The following is a 13,541-nucleotide window of genomic DNA, read 5'->3' on the forward strand; positions in this document are numbered from 1 at the left end:
GCGCGCTCGCAAGGCCTTGCCCTCACTCACGCGGCAGACGCCATGAGGAAACAGACACAACTGATCATGGCACCCAGCGTGCGGACATGATTCCACCCGGTCCAGCGGCTGACATAGTCGGGCCAATAGGTGGCGCTGCCCAGCGCATCGCTGGCGAGGTTTTCGAGCCGGGTATTCATCGGCACATTGCGGGTCAGTGTCGCCAACATGACGAGTGCGATATGGCTGACGGCCCCGAAGCCGAGCCAGGCCGCCATGTCGGAACGATCCAGCAGGAATGCCGCTCCCGCTGCAGCCAGGGCCAGCAGCGGCAAGGCTTGCAGCATGAGCAGGAATTTCGAGCCGTAGACGGTATGGTTGAGGCCACGCATGGCCGCCGCCCCGGCATCGGCGCCAGCCAAAGCCAGACCGCGCATGACGAAGTCGGAGAAGGCGAGGAAAATACCGGCGACCAGCCCGGCCATGAGGCCTAGCCCGAGAGCGGCGAGGGTGAGGATACTCATGCCGCCGACTCTGTCTCGGTTGGTGCTGGCATCCAGACAGTCTCCGGCAGCGAGGCCACGAAATCTGCGAAGCTGCGGGGCTTGCGGCCCAGCGCGCGCTCGACCCCGTCGGTGGTGACCGCATTGCGGCCGTCCAGGACCGTGCTGAACAGATAGTCGAGCAGCCAGACATGGTCTGCGGGCAGGCCGGCCTGGCGGGCACCGTGCAAAAAGTCGGCATGAGGGATGTCGATATGGGCAACAGGTTTGCCGACGTGCGCGGAGATCAACTTAGCGACCGCGCCAAATGTGAGCGCTTGCGGGCCTGTGACTTCATAGAGCTCGTCGTCATGCTCTACGCTGGTCAGTGCGGCGACCGCGATATCGGCAATGTCCCGCGCGTCGATAAAGGGCTCGGGTGTCTGACCGACCGGGAGGGGAAGTTCACCGGCGGCGACCATGGGCTGGAAGGCGCCTTCGGAAAAATTCTGGAAAAACCAGCTGGCCCGGATGATCGTCCAGCGCAGCCCGCTCGTCATGACGATCTCTTCGCTGGCTTGCGCTTCGGCTTCGCCGCGTCCCGAGAGCAGGACGAGCTGCTCGACGCCGGCTTGCCGGGCAGCTTCGACGAATGCGGCGATATCCGCTTGTGCGCCCGGTACGGCCAAGTCCGGTGCATAGGCGATATAGGCGGCGCGGACATTTTGCAGCGCATCGGGCCAGCCCTCGCGATCCTGCCAACTAAAAGGCCGTTCGGCCTGGCGCGAGCCAATCCGCACCGAATGATGCGCGGCCTGCAGCTGTTGAACGATATGGCGGCCGGTCTTGCCGGTTGCGCCGATGATGAGGGTTTCGGTCGGGGTGGTTGTGTGAGGCATCGAAATCTCCGTGACTTGACGTGATGTAAAGTTTACATCGCGTCAAGTGACACGACCTTGACATAGTGTCAAGTGATATCAGACTGGCGGACGCTCACCCGGCGGACGGGTCGTGGAAGCGGGGAGATGCGCAGATGGCGGATGACAGGAGGTCAACGCGGGACCGGATCCTGCAGGCGTGCTGGCGATTGCTCGAAGAGGGTGATGGCGGCCAAACCCGAATGAGCGATGTCGCGAAGGCAGCCGGCGTCAGCCGCCAGGCGGTCTATCTGCATTTCTCCAACCGGGCCGAGCTGCTGGTCGCGGTGACCCGTTTTATCGATGCGCGTAGCGAGATTGATGCGCGGCTGGCTGCCAGCCGGCAGGCGTCATGCGGTCTGGAACGCCTGGACGCGTTCATCGAGGCATGGGGCAATTACATTCCGGTCGTCCATCCGGTTTGCCGCGCACTGCTGGAGATGGCGCCCGGTGACGAGGCCGCACGCCTGGCCTGGGACGACCGGATGACGGCTTTGCGGGAAGGCTGCGAGGCGGCAGTCAACGCCCTTGCGAGTGACAATGAGCTGTCAGCTCAGCATCCCGCTTCTGCCGCGACCGATCTGCTTTGGACACTGCTGTCCATACGCAACTGGGAACAGCTCGTAGAGGGCTGTGGCTGGGCGCAAGTGGCTTATGTCGCTGAAATGAAACGTCTGGCGCGTTTGGCGATTACAAAGCCGTCCTGAGTGTGAGTTGCGCGAGACGCCGCGGGCCCGATAATCAATCGTGCGGGTTCATCAGCAATTCGGCACCGAATTCGCGGACCTGGAGGCGCACGCGTTCGCCCGCGACGCGCGCCTTGCCGGAGCAGGCCAGAGCCACGCATTGCGGGTAGAGCTTGTGTTCGGCCTGCAGGACGCGCTCGGCCAGCGTTTCTGGCGTATCTCCCGGCAAGACCGGCACGGCGGCTTGGCCGATAATCGGGCCGTCATCCATTTCCGGGCGCACATAATGCACTGTACAGCCATGGATGCGGACGCCCGCTTCCAGCGCCCGCTCATGCGTGTGAAGGCCCTTGAAGGCCGGCAGGAGGGAGGGGTGGATATTGATCAACAGATCGCGCCAGCGCTCGGTGAATGAGGGCGTCAGGATGCGCATGAAGCCCGCCAGGCAGACAATGCGCGCGCCATAGAGTTTGATGGTCGCGTCCAGCGCTTCCTCGAAAGCCTCGCGGTCATCGAAGTCGCGATGATTGACGACATCGATCTCGATGCCCGCGGCGCGGGCAATCTCGAGGCCCGGTGAGTCGGGATTATTGGACACGACAACCACAATCTCCGCCGGAAAATTCTCGTCCCGCGTGGCGTCAATCAGAGCCTGCATATTGGAACCGCGCCCGGAGATGAGCACGGCGATCTTGGTCTTCGCCATTTGGGTGCTCCTCGCGTCAGGCCGGTTTGAGTTCGCCGATGATCATGGCGGTCTCGCCGGTCAGCGCAAGCGCTTCCATCGCCGCATCCACATTCTGCGGGCTGACCGCGAGCAGCATGCCGACACCGCAGTTGAAGGTGCGGTGCATCTCGTGAGCGGAAATGCCACCGGTCTCTGCCAGCCACTGGAAGACGGGCGGCAGGGTGAAGGCGTCATAGTCGATATGCGGCACCAGATGATCCGGCGTCATGCGCGGTGGATTCTCGACCAGGCCACCGCCAGTGATGTGGGCCAGGCCGGTCAACAGCCCCGACTTGATCAGCGGCAGGCAGGCTTTCACATAGAGACGCGTCGGCGCGAGGAAGGCCTCCCCCAGTGTCTGGCCCGGCGCGAAGGGCGCCTCGTCGGACCAGTCCAGCCCGGCCAGTTCGACAACCTTGCGGACCAGCGAGAAGCCGTTCGAATGGACGCCGGAAGAGGCAAGCCCGATCAGGACATCACCGGCGGCCATGGCGTCATGGTCCGGCAGGAGACGGCCGCGTTCGGCGGCCCCGACGACAAAACCGGCCAGATCGAAATCATCGCCCTCATACATGCCCGGCATTTCCGCCGTTTCGCCACCGATCAGCGCGCAGCCGCTTTCCTTGCAGCCGGCCGCAATGCCGGAAACAATGGCTTCGCCGCGAGCCGGATCGAGCTTCGAGCAGGCCAGGTAGTCGAGGAAGAAGAGCGGTTCGGCCCCCTGGGCCAGCACGTCATTGACGCACATCGCGACCAGATCGATGCCGACCGTGTCGACCTTGCCGGTGGCAATCGCCAGCTTGAGCTTGGTGCCGACACCGTCCGTGCCGGAAATCAGGATGGGATCGGTGTAGCCTGCCGCCTTGAGATCAAATGCGCCGCCGAATCCGCCGAGGTCGGCTGCGGCGCCCGCGCGGCGCGTCATTGCGGCCAGCGGCTTGATGCGGTCGACCAACGCGTCGCCGGCATCGATGGAGACGCCGCTGTCGGCATAGGTCAGCCCGTTCGGGCGATCGTCGTTTCCGGTTCCGGACATGCCGTTTCCCCAGTCTGTAAAATCAGGCGCGGTGTATGTCGAAACACGCCCCGGACGCAAGCCGCGGGCTTCACGCCCGACAGCGGGTCGTTATAGTGCGCCCAAAGCCCAAGTTACAGGAGTCGCCACCGTGCGTTTCATTCTCGCCGTGCTTAGCCTGAGCCTCGCCTGCCTTCCGGCGGCCCGGGCGGAAGACCCCTACACTGTCACCGGGGTCGAAATCGATGCCACTGCCGGGAATGCCCTCCAGGCCCAGACGGCCGCGATGCGGCAGGGGCAACTGGATGCCGCCCGGCGCCTGGTTGAGCGCCTGACACTGGCCGAGGACCGCGCCGGAACCGCGCTGGAGCTTGAGGCCCATCTCTCTGAAACCGGAGAGATGGTTTCCGGCCTGGCGCTGGACGACGCGCTCATCGCCGAGATGATTGCCGGACTGGAGATTTCGAACGAGCAGCGCAGCGCCACGCGCTACCTGGCGGAACTGGACGTTACCTTCGATCCGCGTGCGGTTCGCCGGGTCATGGCCGCCTACGGCGTGCCCTATGTCGAGTCGCAGTCGCGGCCGCTCCTCGTCTTGCCTGTGCATGAGGGTGAGAGCGGGTTCTCGCTGTGGGAAAACAATCCTTGGCGCGCCGCGTTTTCGGACCAGAATTTCAGCCACGCGCTGACCCCGGTCATCGTGCCGTCGCGTTCTGGCAATTCCGTGCCCATTTCCGCCCGTCAGGCCTTGCAACTGGACGAGATGGCGCTGCGCGATACGGCCGCCATGTTTGGCCTCAATCGGATTGCGGTTCTGCGCGCTGGGGAGCGCGATGGTATCCGCCGCTTCGGTGGCTATCTGGTTTCGATCGAGACGGACGGCGAACTGGTAGTCGATACATGGGGGCCGCAAACGGTTTACGGTGGCTGGCGCGACGCGGCCCGGAGTTTTGTCACGGACCGAGAGGAGGACTGGAAGCGCCGCTCTGTCGTGCGCGATTTCGAGACGACCTCAATGCGCGTGACCGTTCTCTATGGTGGCCTGGAAGAATGGCGGCGTCTGCAGGACGCACTCAGCCGTGCTTCGCTGGTCGAAGGCGCCCAGCTGGATGCCATGTCGCGCGATGGTGCGCGCATGGTGGTGGACTATCGCGGGCAGCTGGATCAGCTGGTCTCGGAGCTTGCCGAGCGCGGTGCGACGCTGGAAGAACATCCCGGACTGGGCTGGGTGGTCCTGTCCGAGCAATAGGGCATGCGACGGCTGATGCCATGGCGATGACACCGCAAATGGCGCTGGACCTTCCGGCGCGCGAGGACTTCTCCGAGGCCGCCTTCATGCTTGGCCCGTCGAATGCCGCTGCCCGCGATGTCCTGTCCCGTTCTGACGACTGGCCGCGCAATGTGATGGCACTGATCGGGCCGGAAGGGGCCGGGAAATCCCACCTTGCGGCGATCTGGGCCTTGCAGAACCAGGCCCTCATCCTGCCCGCGGCGGCGCTCGCCGGTCAGATGAGCACGCTGGCGGCGGACGCCTTGCTGGTGATCGAGGATGTCGATCGCGGGGTCGACGAGGATGCGCTCTTTCATCTGCTCAATCGGGCTGCAGAGGGTGATATACCCGCCTTGCTCCTGACCGCGCGAACCTTGCCGGTGTACTGGCCGGCCAGACTGCCGGATCTGGCCTCGCGCCTGCGGGCCTTGGTGCATGTCGATCTCAATGAGGCCGATGATGCGCTTTTGACCCGGATGATGGAAAAACAATTGGCCGACAGGGGCGCGCCGGTTCGCCCGGGCGTGATAGACTATCTCTTGCCACGAATGGAACGCTCCGTCGCGGCAGTGCGCGTCTTGGCCGAACGCATGGACAAGCTGGCCCTGGTCAAGAAGACCCCGATCACCCGCGCCATTGCGCGCGAAATCCTGGACAGTTGGTCCGAAACTGGAGACGCGGCATGAATGTTCCCGTGGGCGAATTCGCCGAGACGGAAAGTTTGATGGAAACGCCCGAGCGGTTCCTGAACCGCGAACTGTCCTGGGTGCGTTTCAACATGCGGGTACTGGACGAGGCCGCCAATCCCAACCACCCCGTGTTCGAGCGCCTGCGTTTCCTCTCGATCTCGGCCAGCAATCTGGACGAGTTCTACATGGTCCGTGTGGCCGGCCTGCGGGCGCAGGTCCACAATGGCGTCTCCTCGACCAGTATTGATGGCCTGACGCCGGCGGAGCAGCTGGAAAAGATCCATGCGCTCGCCGGCGAGTTGATGATCCGCCAGCAAGTCCTGTGGCGCGCCCTCAAAACCGAGATCGGCAAGGTTGGCGTCAAGGTGCTTGAGCCCAGCCAGGTGTCGAAGACCGACGAGGCCTGGTTGCGTGGTGATTTCCTGAAACACACCCTTCCGGTGATCACGCCGCTGGCGATCGATCCCGCGCATCCCTTTCCCTTCATCCCCAATCTCGGCTTCGCGCTGGCCTTGCAGCTGCGCAAAAAGGGCACGGGCAAGTTGATGAATGCATTGATTCCACTGCCCAGTGGTGTGAAGCGCTTCGTCGAACTGCCCACACGTCCCGCCAAGGATGGGGGGCGCCCATCGAGGCGCTTCATGACGCTTGAGAGCGTGTTGACCATGTTCGTCGACGCGCTTTTCCCGGGGCATGAGGTCGTTGGCAAGGGCAGTTTCCGGGTGATCCGCGACAGCGATATCGAGGTGGAGGAAGAATCCGAAGACCTCATGCTGGAGTTTGAAAACCTGCTCAAGCAGCGCCGTCGCGGCGTTGTGGTCCGGCTGACGCTGGATGAGGGAATGTCACCGGCCCTGCGTGATCTGATTGTCCAGCACCTGCATGCCGGACCGCAGGACATTGTTCCGGTCTCCGGCTTGCTGGGCCTGTCGCAAGTCTCGCAGCTGATCCCGGACGACCGTGCCGAGCATAAATTCACGCCCTATGAGCCACGCTATCCGGAACGGATTCGCGACCATGGCGGCGATTGCTTCTCGGCCATTCGCGAGAAGGACATCATCGTCCATCACCCCTATGAGAGTTTCGATGTGGTGGTGGAATTCCTGCGCCAGGCGGCGGCGGATCCGGACGTTATCGCGATCAAGCAGACGCTCTATCGGACCTCCAAGGACAGTCCGATCGTGGCGGCGTTGATCGAGGCGGCGGAAAGCGGAAAAAATGTCACCGCCCTGGTCGAGCTCAAGGCGCGCTTTGACGAGGAAGCCAATCTGAAATGGGCCCGCGACCTCGAGCGCGCCGGCGTCCAGGTCGTCTATGGCTTCATCGAATACAAGACCCACGCCAAGATCTCGCTCGTGGTTCGCCGGGAGGGCTCCGACCTGCGCACCTACGCCCATTTCGGCACCGGCAATTACCATCCGATCACGGCGCGGATTTACACGGATTTGTCGCTCTTCACCGCCGATCCGGCCTTTGGCCGCGATGCCGGCCGGGTGTTCAACTATGTCACCGGTTATGCCCGGCCCGACAATCTCGAGCGTCTGGCGGTGTCGCCGATCGGCATGAAGGAAACCATTCTCGAGCATATCGAACAGGAAATCGTCAATGCGGGCGAGGGCCTGCCGGCGGCGGTCTGGGCCAAGCTGAACTCGCTGGTTCATCCGGAGATTATCGACGCGCTCTACCGGGCCAGCCAGGCCGGTGTGCGGGTCGAGCTGGTCGTTCGCGGGATCTGCTGTCTGCGCCCCGGCATTCCGGGCCTGTCGGACAATATCCGGGTCAAATCCATCGTCGGGCGTTTTCTCGAGCATTCTCGCATTGTTTGCTTTGCCAATGGCAAGGCGATGCCGTCACCGGCGGCCAAACTCTATATCTCCTCGGCCGACTGGATGCCCCGCAATCTCGACCGGCGCGTCGAGCATCTCTGCCCGATCCAGAACCCGACCGTGCATCGCCAGGTGCTCGACCAGATCATGGTCGCCAACATCAATGATACTGACCAGTCCTGGTATATGGATGGCGAGGGCGATTATCGGCGCGTGGACACGGCCAATGTCGATAAGCCTTTTAGTGCACACGCCTATTTCATGACAAACCCATCCCTGTCGGGACGCGGCCATGCCCTCAAGCATGACCAGCCACCTGTCCTGACGGACAGTAATGGCTGACCGGAATTGACCAGCCCGCCACTGCCTTCTGACTTCGTGGCCGAGCAGGCCATTCACCGCGATATCGCGGTCATTGATGTCGGCTCCAACTCGGTGCGCCTGGTTCATTTCCGGGTCGAGGGACGCTCGCTCTGGCCGATTTTCAACGAGAAGGTCATGGCCGGGCTGGGGCGCGGCGTGCATGACACGGGCAAGCTGCATCCGGAAGGCCGCGAAATCGCCCTGCGGGCTCTCAAGCGTTTCCAGCGCCTGCTGGACGCCAAGGGTGTCAGCGACCGCCATGTCGTCGCCACCGCTGCGGTGCGCAATGCCAGTGACGGACCTGATTTCATCGAGGCCGTCGCTGAACGCACGGGTCTGACCGTCCGCGTCCTCTCCGGCGAGGATGAGGCCCGCCTGTCGGCGGCGGGGGTAGGCGCGGGAATCCCCGATGCCCAGGGTCTTATGGGGGATCTGGGCGGATCAAGCCTCGAATTGACCGTGATGAATGATGGCCTGTCGGGCCGCGGTGTCAGCACGGCCCTGGGGCCGCAGGAAATGCTTGGCGATGGCGCGATGGACGAGCCGACCCTGATCGCGTCGATTGATGCGGTGCTGGGCGCGACCGGTCAACTGACCGGGCAGGGTGGTGCCTTCTACGCCGTCGGCGGGGCCTGGCGCGCGCTGGGGCAGCTGGCCTTTGCGCGCTTTGGCTACCCGCTCAATGTGGTCCATGAATTTTCGCTCAATGCCCGGCAGACCGATGAGCTGGTGCGGCTGGCGACACAGCTCAGCCCGGCCTCCCTGCGCGGCACGCCCGGCGTCTCGTCGCGCCGTGTCGCGACACTGCCCTATGCGGCCCTCCTGCTGCGCCGGATCATGCAGTTGGGCCAATTCAAGCGCCTGGTCTTCTCTGCTTTCGGAGTGCGCGAAGGTGTCCTGGCATCCGGCTTGCCGCCAGCCCTCCTGGCCCAGGACCCGCTGATTGCCGGCGCCGAGGCGATGGCCTTGCCAAACGCCCCCACGCCGGATTTCGGACGGGCGCTCGCGCGCTGGCTTGTTCCGGCCTTTGGAGCGCTGGAGACGGCCTTCAGCGCGGCGCGCGATCGTGTCCTGCATGAGGCTGCGACGCGCCTGACCGATCTGGGCGCCCGCCACCACCCCGATCACCGCGCCGATCTTGCGCGCGACAGCGTCCTCTATGCGCCCTTTGCCGGGGTCACGCATGCCGAGCGGGTCTACCTCGCGGCCGCCATCCATTATCGCTATGCCGGCAAGCGCGGCGTGCTGGAGGATAACCCCATTTTCCACCTGATCAGCGAGGACCAGCACAATCTCGCCCAGATGCTCGGCCTGTCCCTGCGCCTGGGCGCCAAGCTGTCAGGGCGGTCACCGGCCCTGCTGGACCGCTATGCCCTGAGCGTGGATGCCAATGTCATCCGCTTGGAAGTCGATGAGAGCGTGCGCGACCTCTATGTCGAACGCTCGGTCTCCCTGCTCGACCAGCTTGCCGCCGCCGTCGGGCGGACGGGTGAGGTGGTTTATGTGACGGGGCGGGGTGCCGCAGCGCGGTGAGTTGTGGGGCGCCAGGCGCACCAATGCCTCCTACCCGGGTCGGCCACGGGTTTACGCCGAGGAACAACTGGCACCCGGTGCGAATTATCTAAATTTGTTAGTGAAATAACTACACGATGAAAGTGCATTGAAATATGTGGAGTCGGTAGGGATTGGTATATACTCGTTCCGCGATGGAGGGGTGATGGGCATGTACTATACAGATGGTGTGCGTGTTTATAGTAAAAGCGAGAAACTGGAGCCGGCTGATAAGGCAGGCAATTTGTTTAAAGAACTGGTTCCAAGTCGATCCATTTTTGTGGTCGGTTTGATTGGTCTGAATGTTCTAGGCCTGAGTGCTATCATATATGGTGCCTCCGCCCTCGCCACAATGGCCTCTCTCGGGTTGGTAGTTGGACTGAATTTCCGTAAATCAGGGACCGAAATTTCAACACCCAAAGTACCAGTGCGGTCTATCTGGCTGTCTGCTGGCATGCAGCTCGCCGGAGTTCTGTTCGGTATTGTTCTTGTAAAGTTCGTATTGGACCAAACATCGCTTGCCGGAGGTTTCGGCCTTTGAGCTGACCAACACCACAGTTCGAAACGGCGGGGCACGAAACGGCGGGACAGGCACAATTCAGCTGGCGCGGCACAGGCACTCTGTGCAAACCCCACCTCAACCCGTTGCTGACCAACGATCTAGGGGCCGCTCCGCGCGCGGTGCCGATCTTTCCAGATGATTTACCTGACGGATCCGAGGGGCCGAGCGCCCGCCCTTTAGCCCTTCGTCTCCACCACCACGACCTTGCCGTCCTTCAGCGCCAGCGCCATCTCGCCGCGCTTGAGCTTGAGGGCGGGGACTCCGAAAACGTCCCGGCGCCAGCCTTTCATCGCGGCCACATCGGCCTGGTCATCGGCGGCGATCTTTTCGAGATCGGGCACGGTGGCGATCAGGCGCGGGGCAACATCGCGATCGTCGGCGACGAGTTTGAGATAAACTTTCAGGAGCTCGACTGTCGGACCCAGACCCTGGGGGGGCGGGGCCGGCTTTTCGACCTTGGGGGCATAGGCCTCCGGGTCGGCGAGGGCTTCGGCCATCTTGTCGAACAGGCGGCGCGCGGCGCTGGAGCGTTCAAAACCCTTGGGCACGGCACGCAGGCCGCTCAGTTGTTCCGGCGTGGTCGGGGCGACACCGGCGATCTCGTAGAGCGCATCATCCTTCATGACGCGCTGACGCGGCATATCGCGGGTCTGGGCCTCGGTCTCGCGCCAGGCGGCAGCGGCGCGCAAAGCGGCAACCCATTTCGGCGTCGTCTTGCGCAGCTTCATGCGGCGCCAGCTCTCTTCCGGGTCAAGCTGATAGGTGGACGGGCTGGTGAGGGTCTTCATTTCCTCGGCGAGCCATCCCGTGCGCCCCTTCTTCTCCAGCCGCTCGACCATGATCGGATAGAGATCGCGCAAATGGGTGACATCGGCGATGGCGTAAGTGGTCTGGGCCTCGGAGAGCGGTCGGCGCGACCAGTCGGTAAAGCGAGGACCCTTGTCGATGGGACGATTGAGCAAGGTGCGGACAAGCGCGTCATAGGCGATGGAGTCGCCGAGGCCGAGCGCCATGGCGGCGACCTGGCTGTCGAACATCGGATGCGGGATCAGCGCGTCGCCGCCCTGGTGGAAGAAGATTTCCAGATCCTGGCGCGCAGCGTGGAAGACCTTGATGATGCGCTCGTCCGCCATCAGCTCCCAGAAGGGCTCAAGATCGATGCCCTCGGCGAGTGGATCGATGATGACTTCGGTCTCGCCGGCTGCCGCCTGGATCAGGCAGAGCTGTGGCCAGTAGACCGTCTCGCGCATGAATTCGGTATCAACGGCCACAAAGGGATGTTGGAGAAGGGCGTCACAGGCCGCTTCGAGGGCCTTTGTCGTGGTAATCATGTTCATGAAACGGCCCTTTAGCGCGGACCGGGTGATTTGGCTATCGTTTCGGCCAGCCAGGCGTCGCTTTCCGGCTGGCCGATGCGAACGCGGCGCAGCGTCCAGGGTTCAGACTTTTGCGCCGCGGCGCAGGTTGAGGCGCCAGCCGATGAAGAGCACGGCAAGGGCCGAGACGAAGGCGATCATCAGGAAGGCCATCTGGATCGGCAACTGGATCAGGGCGATTCCGGCCAGGGTGAACTGGCCCAGCGTCGCCGTGGCCGCATTCATGATCCCGCCCGCGGCCAGCAGGCGACCGCGCAGCTCGGCCGGCGCCCGGCGCTGGGCCATGGCCTGGAGCGGCACCACGAAGAGACCGGCGGAGATCGCCGCCAGACCCAGATCGATCAGGATGCGCCAATTGGACCTGTCGGCGAGGAAGGTGTCCGCAGCGATGAGGACAGCGCCCTCGGGCACGAGGGGATTGCCCCAGGTGGTCATGGCGACATCGGTCGTGAAGACGACCAGGCCGATCGCGCCGGCGATAGAGAAGGCCAGGGCATCGCCCTCGCCGGACAGGGCACCGCACAGCAGGGCACCAATCGCCGCGCCGATCGTGAAGAGGGCGCTGAACAGCAGGACGACACTTTCATCGGCACCCAGCACGGACGCGGTGAAGACTGGCATCAGCGTGATGATCGCGGCAGCCAGCATCCAGAACCAGGCCGTTCCGAGCAGCGGGCGCAAGACCTGCGGGGCATTGAAGGCAAAAGCCAGGACGCGGAACGTCTCGCCGATGAAGTTGAGGCTCAGCGACATGCTCGGCTGCGCGGCGCGCGCCTCGGGCAATTGGCGGGCGGCCAGCCAGCCCAGTACCGCCATAAAAACCAGACCCATGCCGACCATTTCCGGACCGAAGTCACGCATGACCAGCCAGGTGCCCAGGCCGATCCCGACCAAGACGGATACATTGAGCAGGCCCGACAACATGGCATTGGCCGGCACCAGTTCGCGCGAGGTCAAAAGGGTCGGCAGGGCCGAATTCTTGGCTGGCGTGAAGAAGGCGGACTGGGTGCCCATCAGGAAGAGGGCAATCATCAGCAGGAGAGGTTGTTCGAGGAAGAAGCCCTGCGCCACGATCAGCATCAGCCAGATTTCGGCAAACTTGGCAAAACGCATGATCCGGGTCCGGTCGAACTTGTCCGCCATGCGTCCGGCAATCGCGGAGAAAAGAAAGATCGGCACTGTGAAGAGCGATGCCGCGATCGGGACCATCATGTCGCGCTCGATGTCGAACAAGGTGAGGCCTCCGAAGGTGACAAGGGTGACCAGGGAATAGCGGAAGAAATTATCGTTGAAGGCGCCGAGCGACTGCGCGAGCAGAAGCGGCAGGAAGCGGCGCTGGGTGACCAGCTGGGCGGCGATCTTGGCACTCATGAGCGGGCCTCCTTGTGGGCCTGACCCTCAGCTTCGAGGGCGCGGGTGCGGGTTTCGATGGTCAGTTTCAAACGGGGCAGGAAATCGTCACGCGGCAGGCCGGGCGGGATTGGGGCGAGGAATTCGACCACGGCCGGTCCCGATTGCTTTTGCCAGCGGTTCTGCGGCCAGCGCAGGCCGGTATTGGTGGCGACCGGGATGACGGTCCGCCCGAGCGTTTCGTACATCAGGTGGACGCCCTTGCGATAACGATAGCTCTCGCCGACTTCCGGCAGCCGGCCCTCCGGATAGATCAGAAGCGGGCGTGGATCATCGCCGGCGGCGTCGATGGCAGCCTGCAGAGCGCCCTGGGCTCCGGTCAGGCCGGGCGAATTGACCATGGTCGCGCCGGCGGTGCGAACGATGCGGCCGACCAAGGGGAATTTGCCGATCTCATTGCCGATCACGAAATTGATGTCACCCATGATCGCCATCATCAGGAAGCCGTCCGCCCAGGACTGGTGCTTGGCGGCTATGATGACGGGCTGACCGGTCGGCGGCGTGCCCCGAACTTCGATGGGCGCGCCGAGCAGTGTCGCCATCAGGCCGCGCACACTCCGGCAGGCGGCGCGCATGACGGCTTTGAGGCCACGGCGCCAGCCGGTGAGAGCGATCAGCCAGGCAAGGATGGCGAAAACAGCCAGCACTGGCCAGAAGGCGAGATTGAACAAGGTCGAACGCATCGGAT

The 13,541-nt window shown here is 63.6% G+C and carries 13 protein-coding genes; 6 read left to right on the top strand and 7 right to left on the bottom strand.

Features of this window, described 5'->3' with window-relative positions; translation table 11 throughout:
* Positions 1-26 precede the first annotated feature (26 nt).
* Positions 27-503, bottom strand: coding sequence for an anthrone oxygenase family protein (locus tag Q0X62_RS10210; protein ID WP_297735027.1), 477 nt, complete (start codon positions 501-503; stop codon positions 27-29).
* The gene (locus tag Q0X62_RS10215; RefSeq protein ID WP_297735030.1) at positions 500-1,360 is read right to left on the bottom strand and encodes an NAD(P)H-binding protein; all 861 of its coding nucleotides are present in this window, start codon (positions 1,358-1,360) and stop codon (positions 500-502) included. Before Q0X62_RS10215 ends, Q0X62_RS10210 begins: the two co-directional genes overlap by 4 nt.
* A gap of 134 nt (positions 1,361-1,494) precedes the next feature.
* Here Q0X62_RS10215 and Q0X62_RS10220 point away from each other — a divergent pair, with 134 nt between their 5' ends.
* A complete protein-coding gene (locus Q0X62_RS10220) occupies positions 1,495-2,085 on the top strand; it encodes a TetR/AcrR family transcriptional regulator (protein ID WP_297735033.1) in 591 nt (196 codons plus the stop codon).
* Between the two features lie 34 nt (positions 2,086-2,119).
* Here Q0X62_RS10220 and purN read toward each other — a convergent pair whose 3' ends face one another.
* The gene (gene purN, locus Q0X62_RS10225; RefSeq protein WP_297735036.1) at positions 2,120-2,770 is read right to left on the bottom strand and encodes a phosphoribosylglycinamide formyltransferase; all 651 of its coding nucleotides are present in this window, start codon (positions 2,768-2,770) and stop codon (positions 2,120-2,122) included.
* Positions 2,771-2,786: 16 nt separating this feature from the next.
* The gene (gene purM, locus Q0X62_RS10230; protein WP_297735038.1) at positions 2,787-3,827 is read right to left on the bottom strand and encodes a phosphoribosylformylglycinamidine cyclo-ligase; all 1,041 of its coding nucleotides are present in this window, start codon (positions 3,825-3,827) and stop codon (positions 2,787-2,789) included.
* A gap of 130 nt (positions 3,828-3,957) precedes the next feature.
* On the opposite strand from purM, the gene Q0X62_RS10235 reads away from it, so the two are divergent.
* The 5 genes from Q0X62_RS10235 (at position 3,958) to Q0X62_RS10255 (ending at position 10,046) form a co-directional block, all read left to right on the top strand.
* Entirely contained in the window at positions 3,958-5,055 is a 1,098-nt protein-coding gene (locus Q0X62_RS10235) for a DUF2066 domain-containing protein (RefSeq protein ID WP_297735040.1), read from the top strand.
* A gap of 20 nt (positions 5,056-5,075) precedes the next feature.
* The gene (locus Q0X62_RS10240) at positions 5,076-5,762 is read left to right on the top strand and encodes a hypothetical protein (protein WP_297735042.1); all 687 of its coding nucleotides are present in this window, start codon (positions 5,076-5,078) and stop codon (positions 5,760-5,762) included.
* The gene (locus tag Q0X62_RS10245; RefSeq protein ID WP_297735045.1) at positions 5,759-7,933 is read left to right on the top strand and encodes an RNA degradosome polyphosphate kinase; all 2,175 of its coding nucleotides are present in this window, start codon (positions 5,759-5,761) and stop codon (positions 7,931-7,933) included. The genes Q0X62_RS10240 and Q0X62_RS10245 overlap by 4 nt, the downstream gene beginning before the upstream one ends.
* A gap of 6 nt (positions 7,934-7,939) precedes the next feature.
* The gene (locus Q0X62_RS10250; protein WP_297735048.1) at positions 7,940-9,487 is read left to right on the top strand and encodes a Ppx/GppA family phosphatase; all 1,548 of its coding nucleotides are present in this window, start codon (positions 7,940-7,942) and stop codon (positions 9,485-9,487) included.
* Positions 9,488-9,677: 190 nt separating this feature from the next.
* Positions 9,678-10,046, top strand: a complete 369-nt coding sequence (locus Q0X62_RS10255; protein WP_297735050.1) for a hypothetical protein — start codon at positions 9,678-9,680, stop codon at positions 10,044-10,046.
* 197 nt (positions 10,047-10,243) lie between these two features.
* Here Q0X62_RS10255 and rnd read toward each other — a convergent pair whose 3' ends face one another.
* The 3 genes from rnd to Q0X62_RS10270 all read right to left on the bottom strand — a co-directional run bounded on the left by rnd (position 10,244) and on the right by Q0X62_RS10270 (position 13,536).
* Positions 10,244-11,404 carry a ribonuclease D gene (gene rnd / locus Q0X62_RS10260; protein WP_297735053.1) on the bottom strand — a complete coding sequence of 387 codons (1,161 nt, stop codon included), beginning with the start codon at positions 11,402-11,404 and terminating at the stop codon, positions 10,244-10,246.
* Between the two features lie 102 nt (positions 11,405-11,506).
* On the bottom strand, positions 11,507-12,814 hold the full coding sequence (locus Q0X62_RS10265) for an MFS transporter (RefSeq protein ID WP_297735057.1): 1,308 nt from the start codon (positions 12,812-12,814) through the stop codon (positions 11,507-11,509).
* The gene (locus Q0X62_RS10270) at positions 12,811-13,536 is read right to left on the bottom strand and encodes a 1-acyl-sn-glycerol-3-phosphate acyltransferase (protein ID WP_297735059.1); all 726 of its coding nucleotides are present in this window, start codon (positions 13,534-13,536) and stop codon (positions 12,811-12,813) included. The genes Q0X62_RS10265 and Q0X62_RS10270 overlap by 4 nt, the downstream gene beginning before the upstream one ends.
* Positions 13,537-13,541: the final 5 nt, after the last annotated feature.

Source organism: uncultured Maricaulis sp. (assembly GCF_947259345.1).
Lineage (GTDB): Bacteria > Pseudomonadota > Alphaproteobacteria > Caulobacterales > Maricaulaceae > Maricaulis.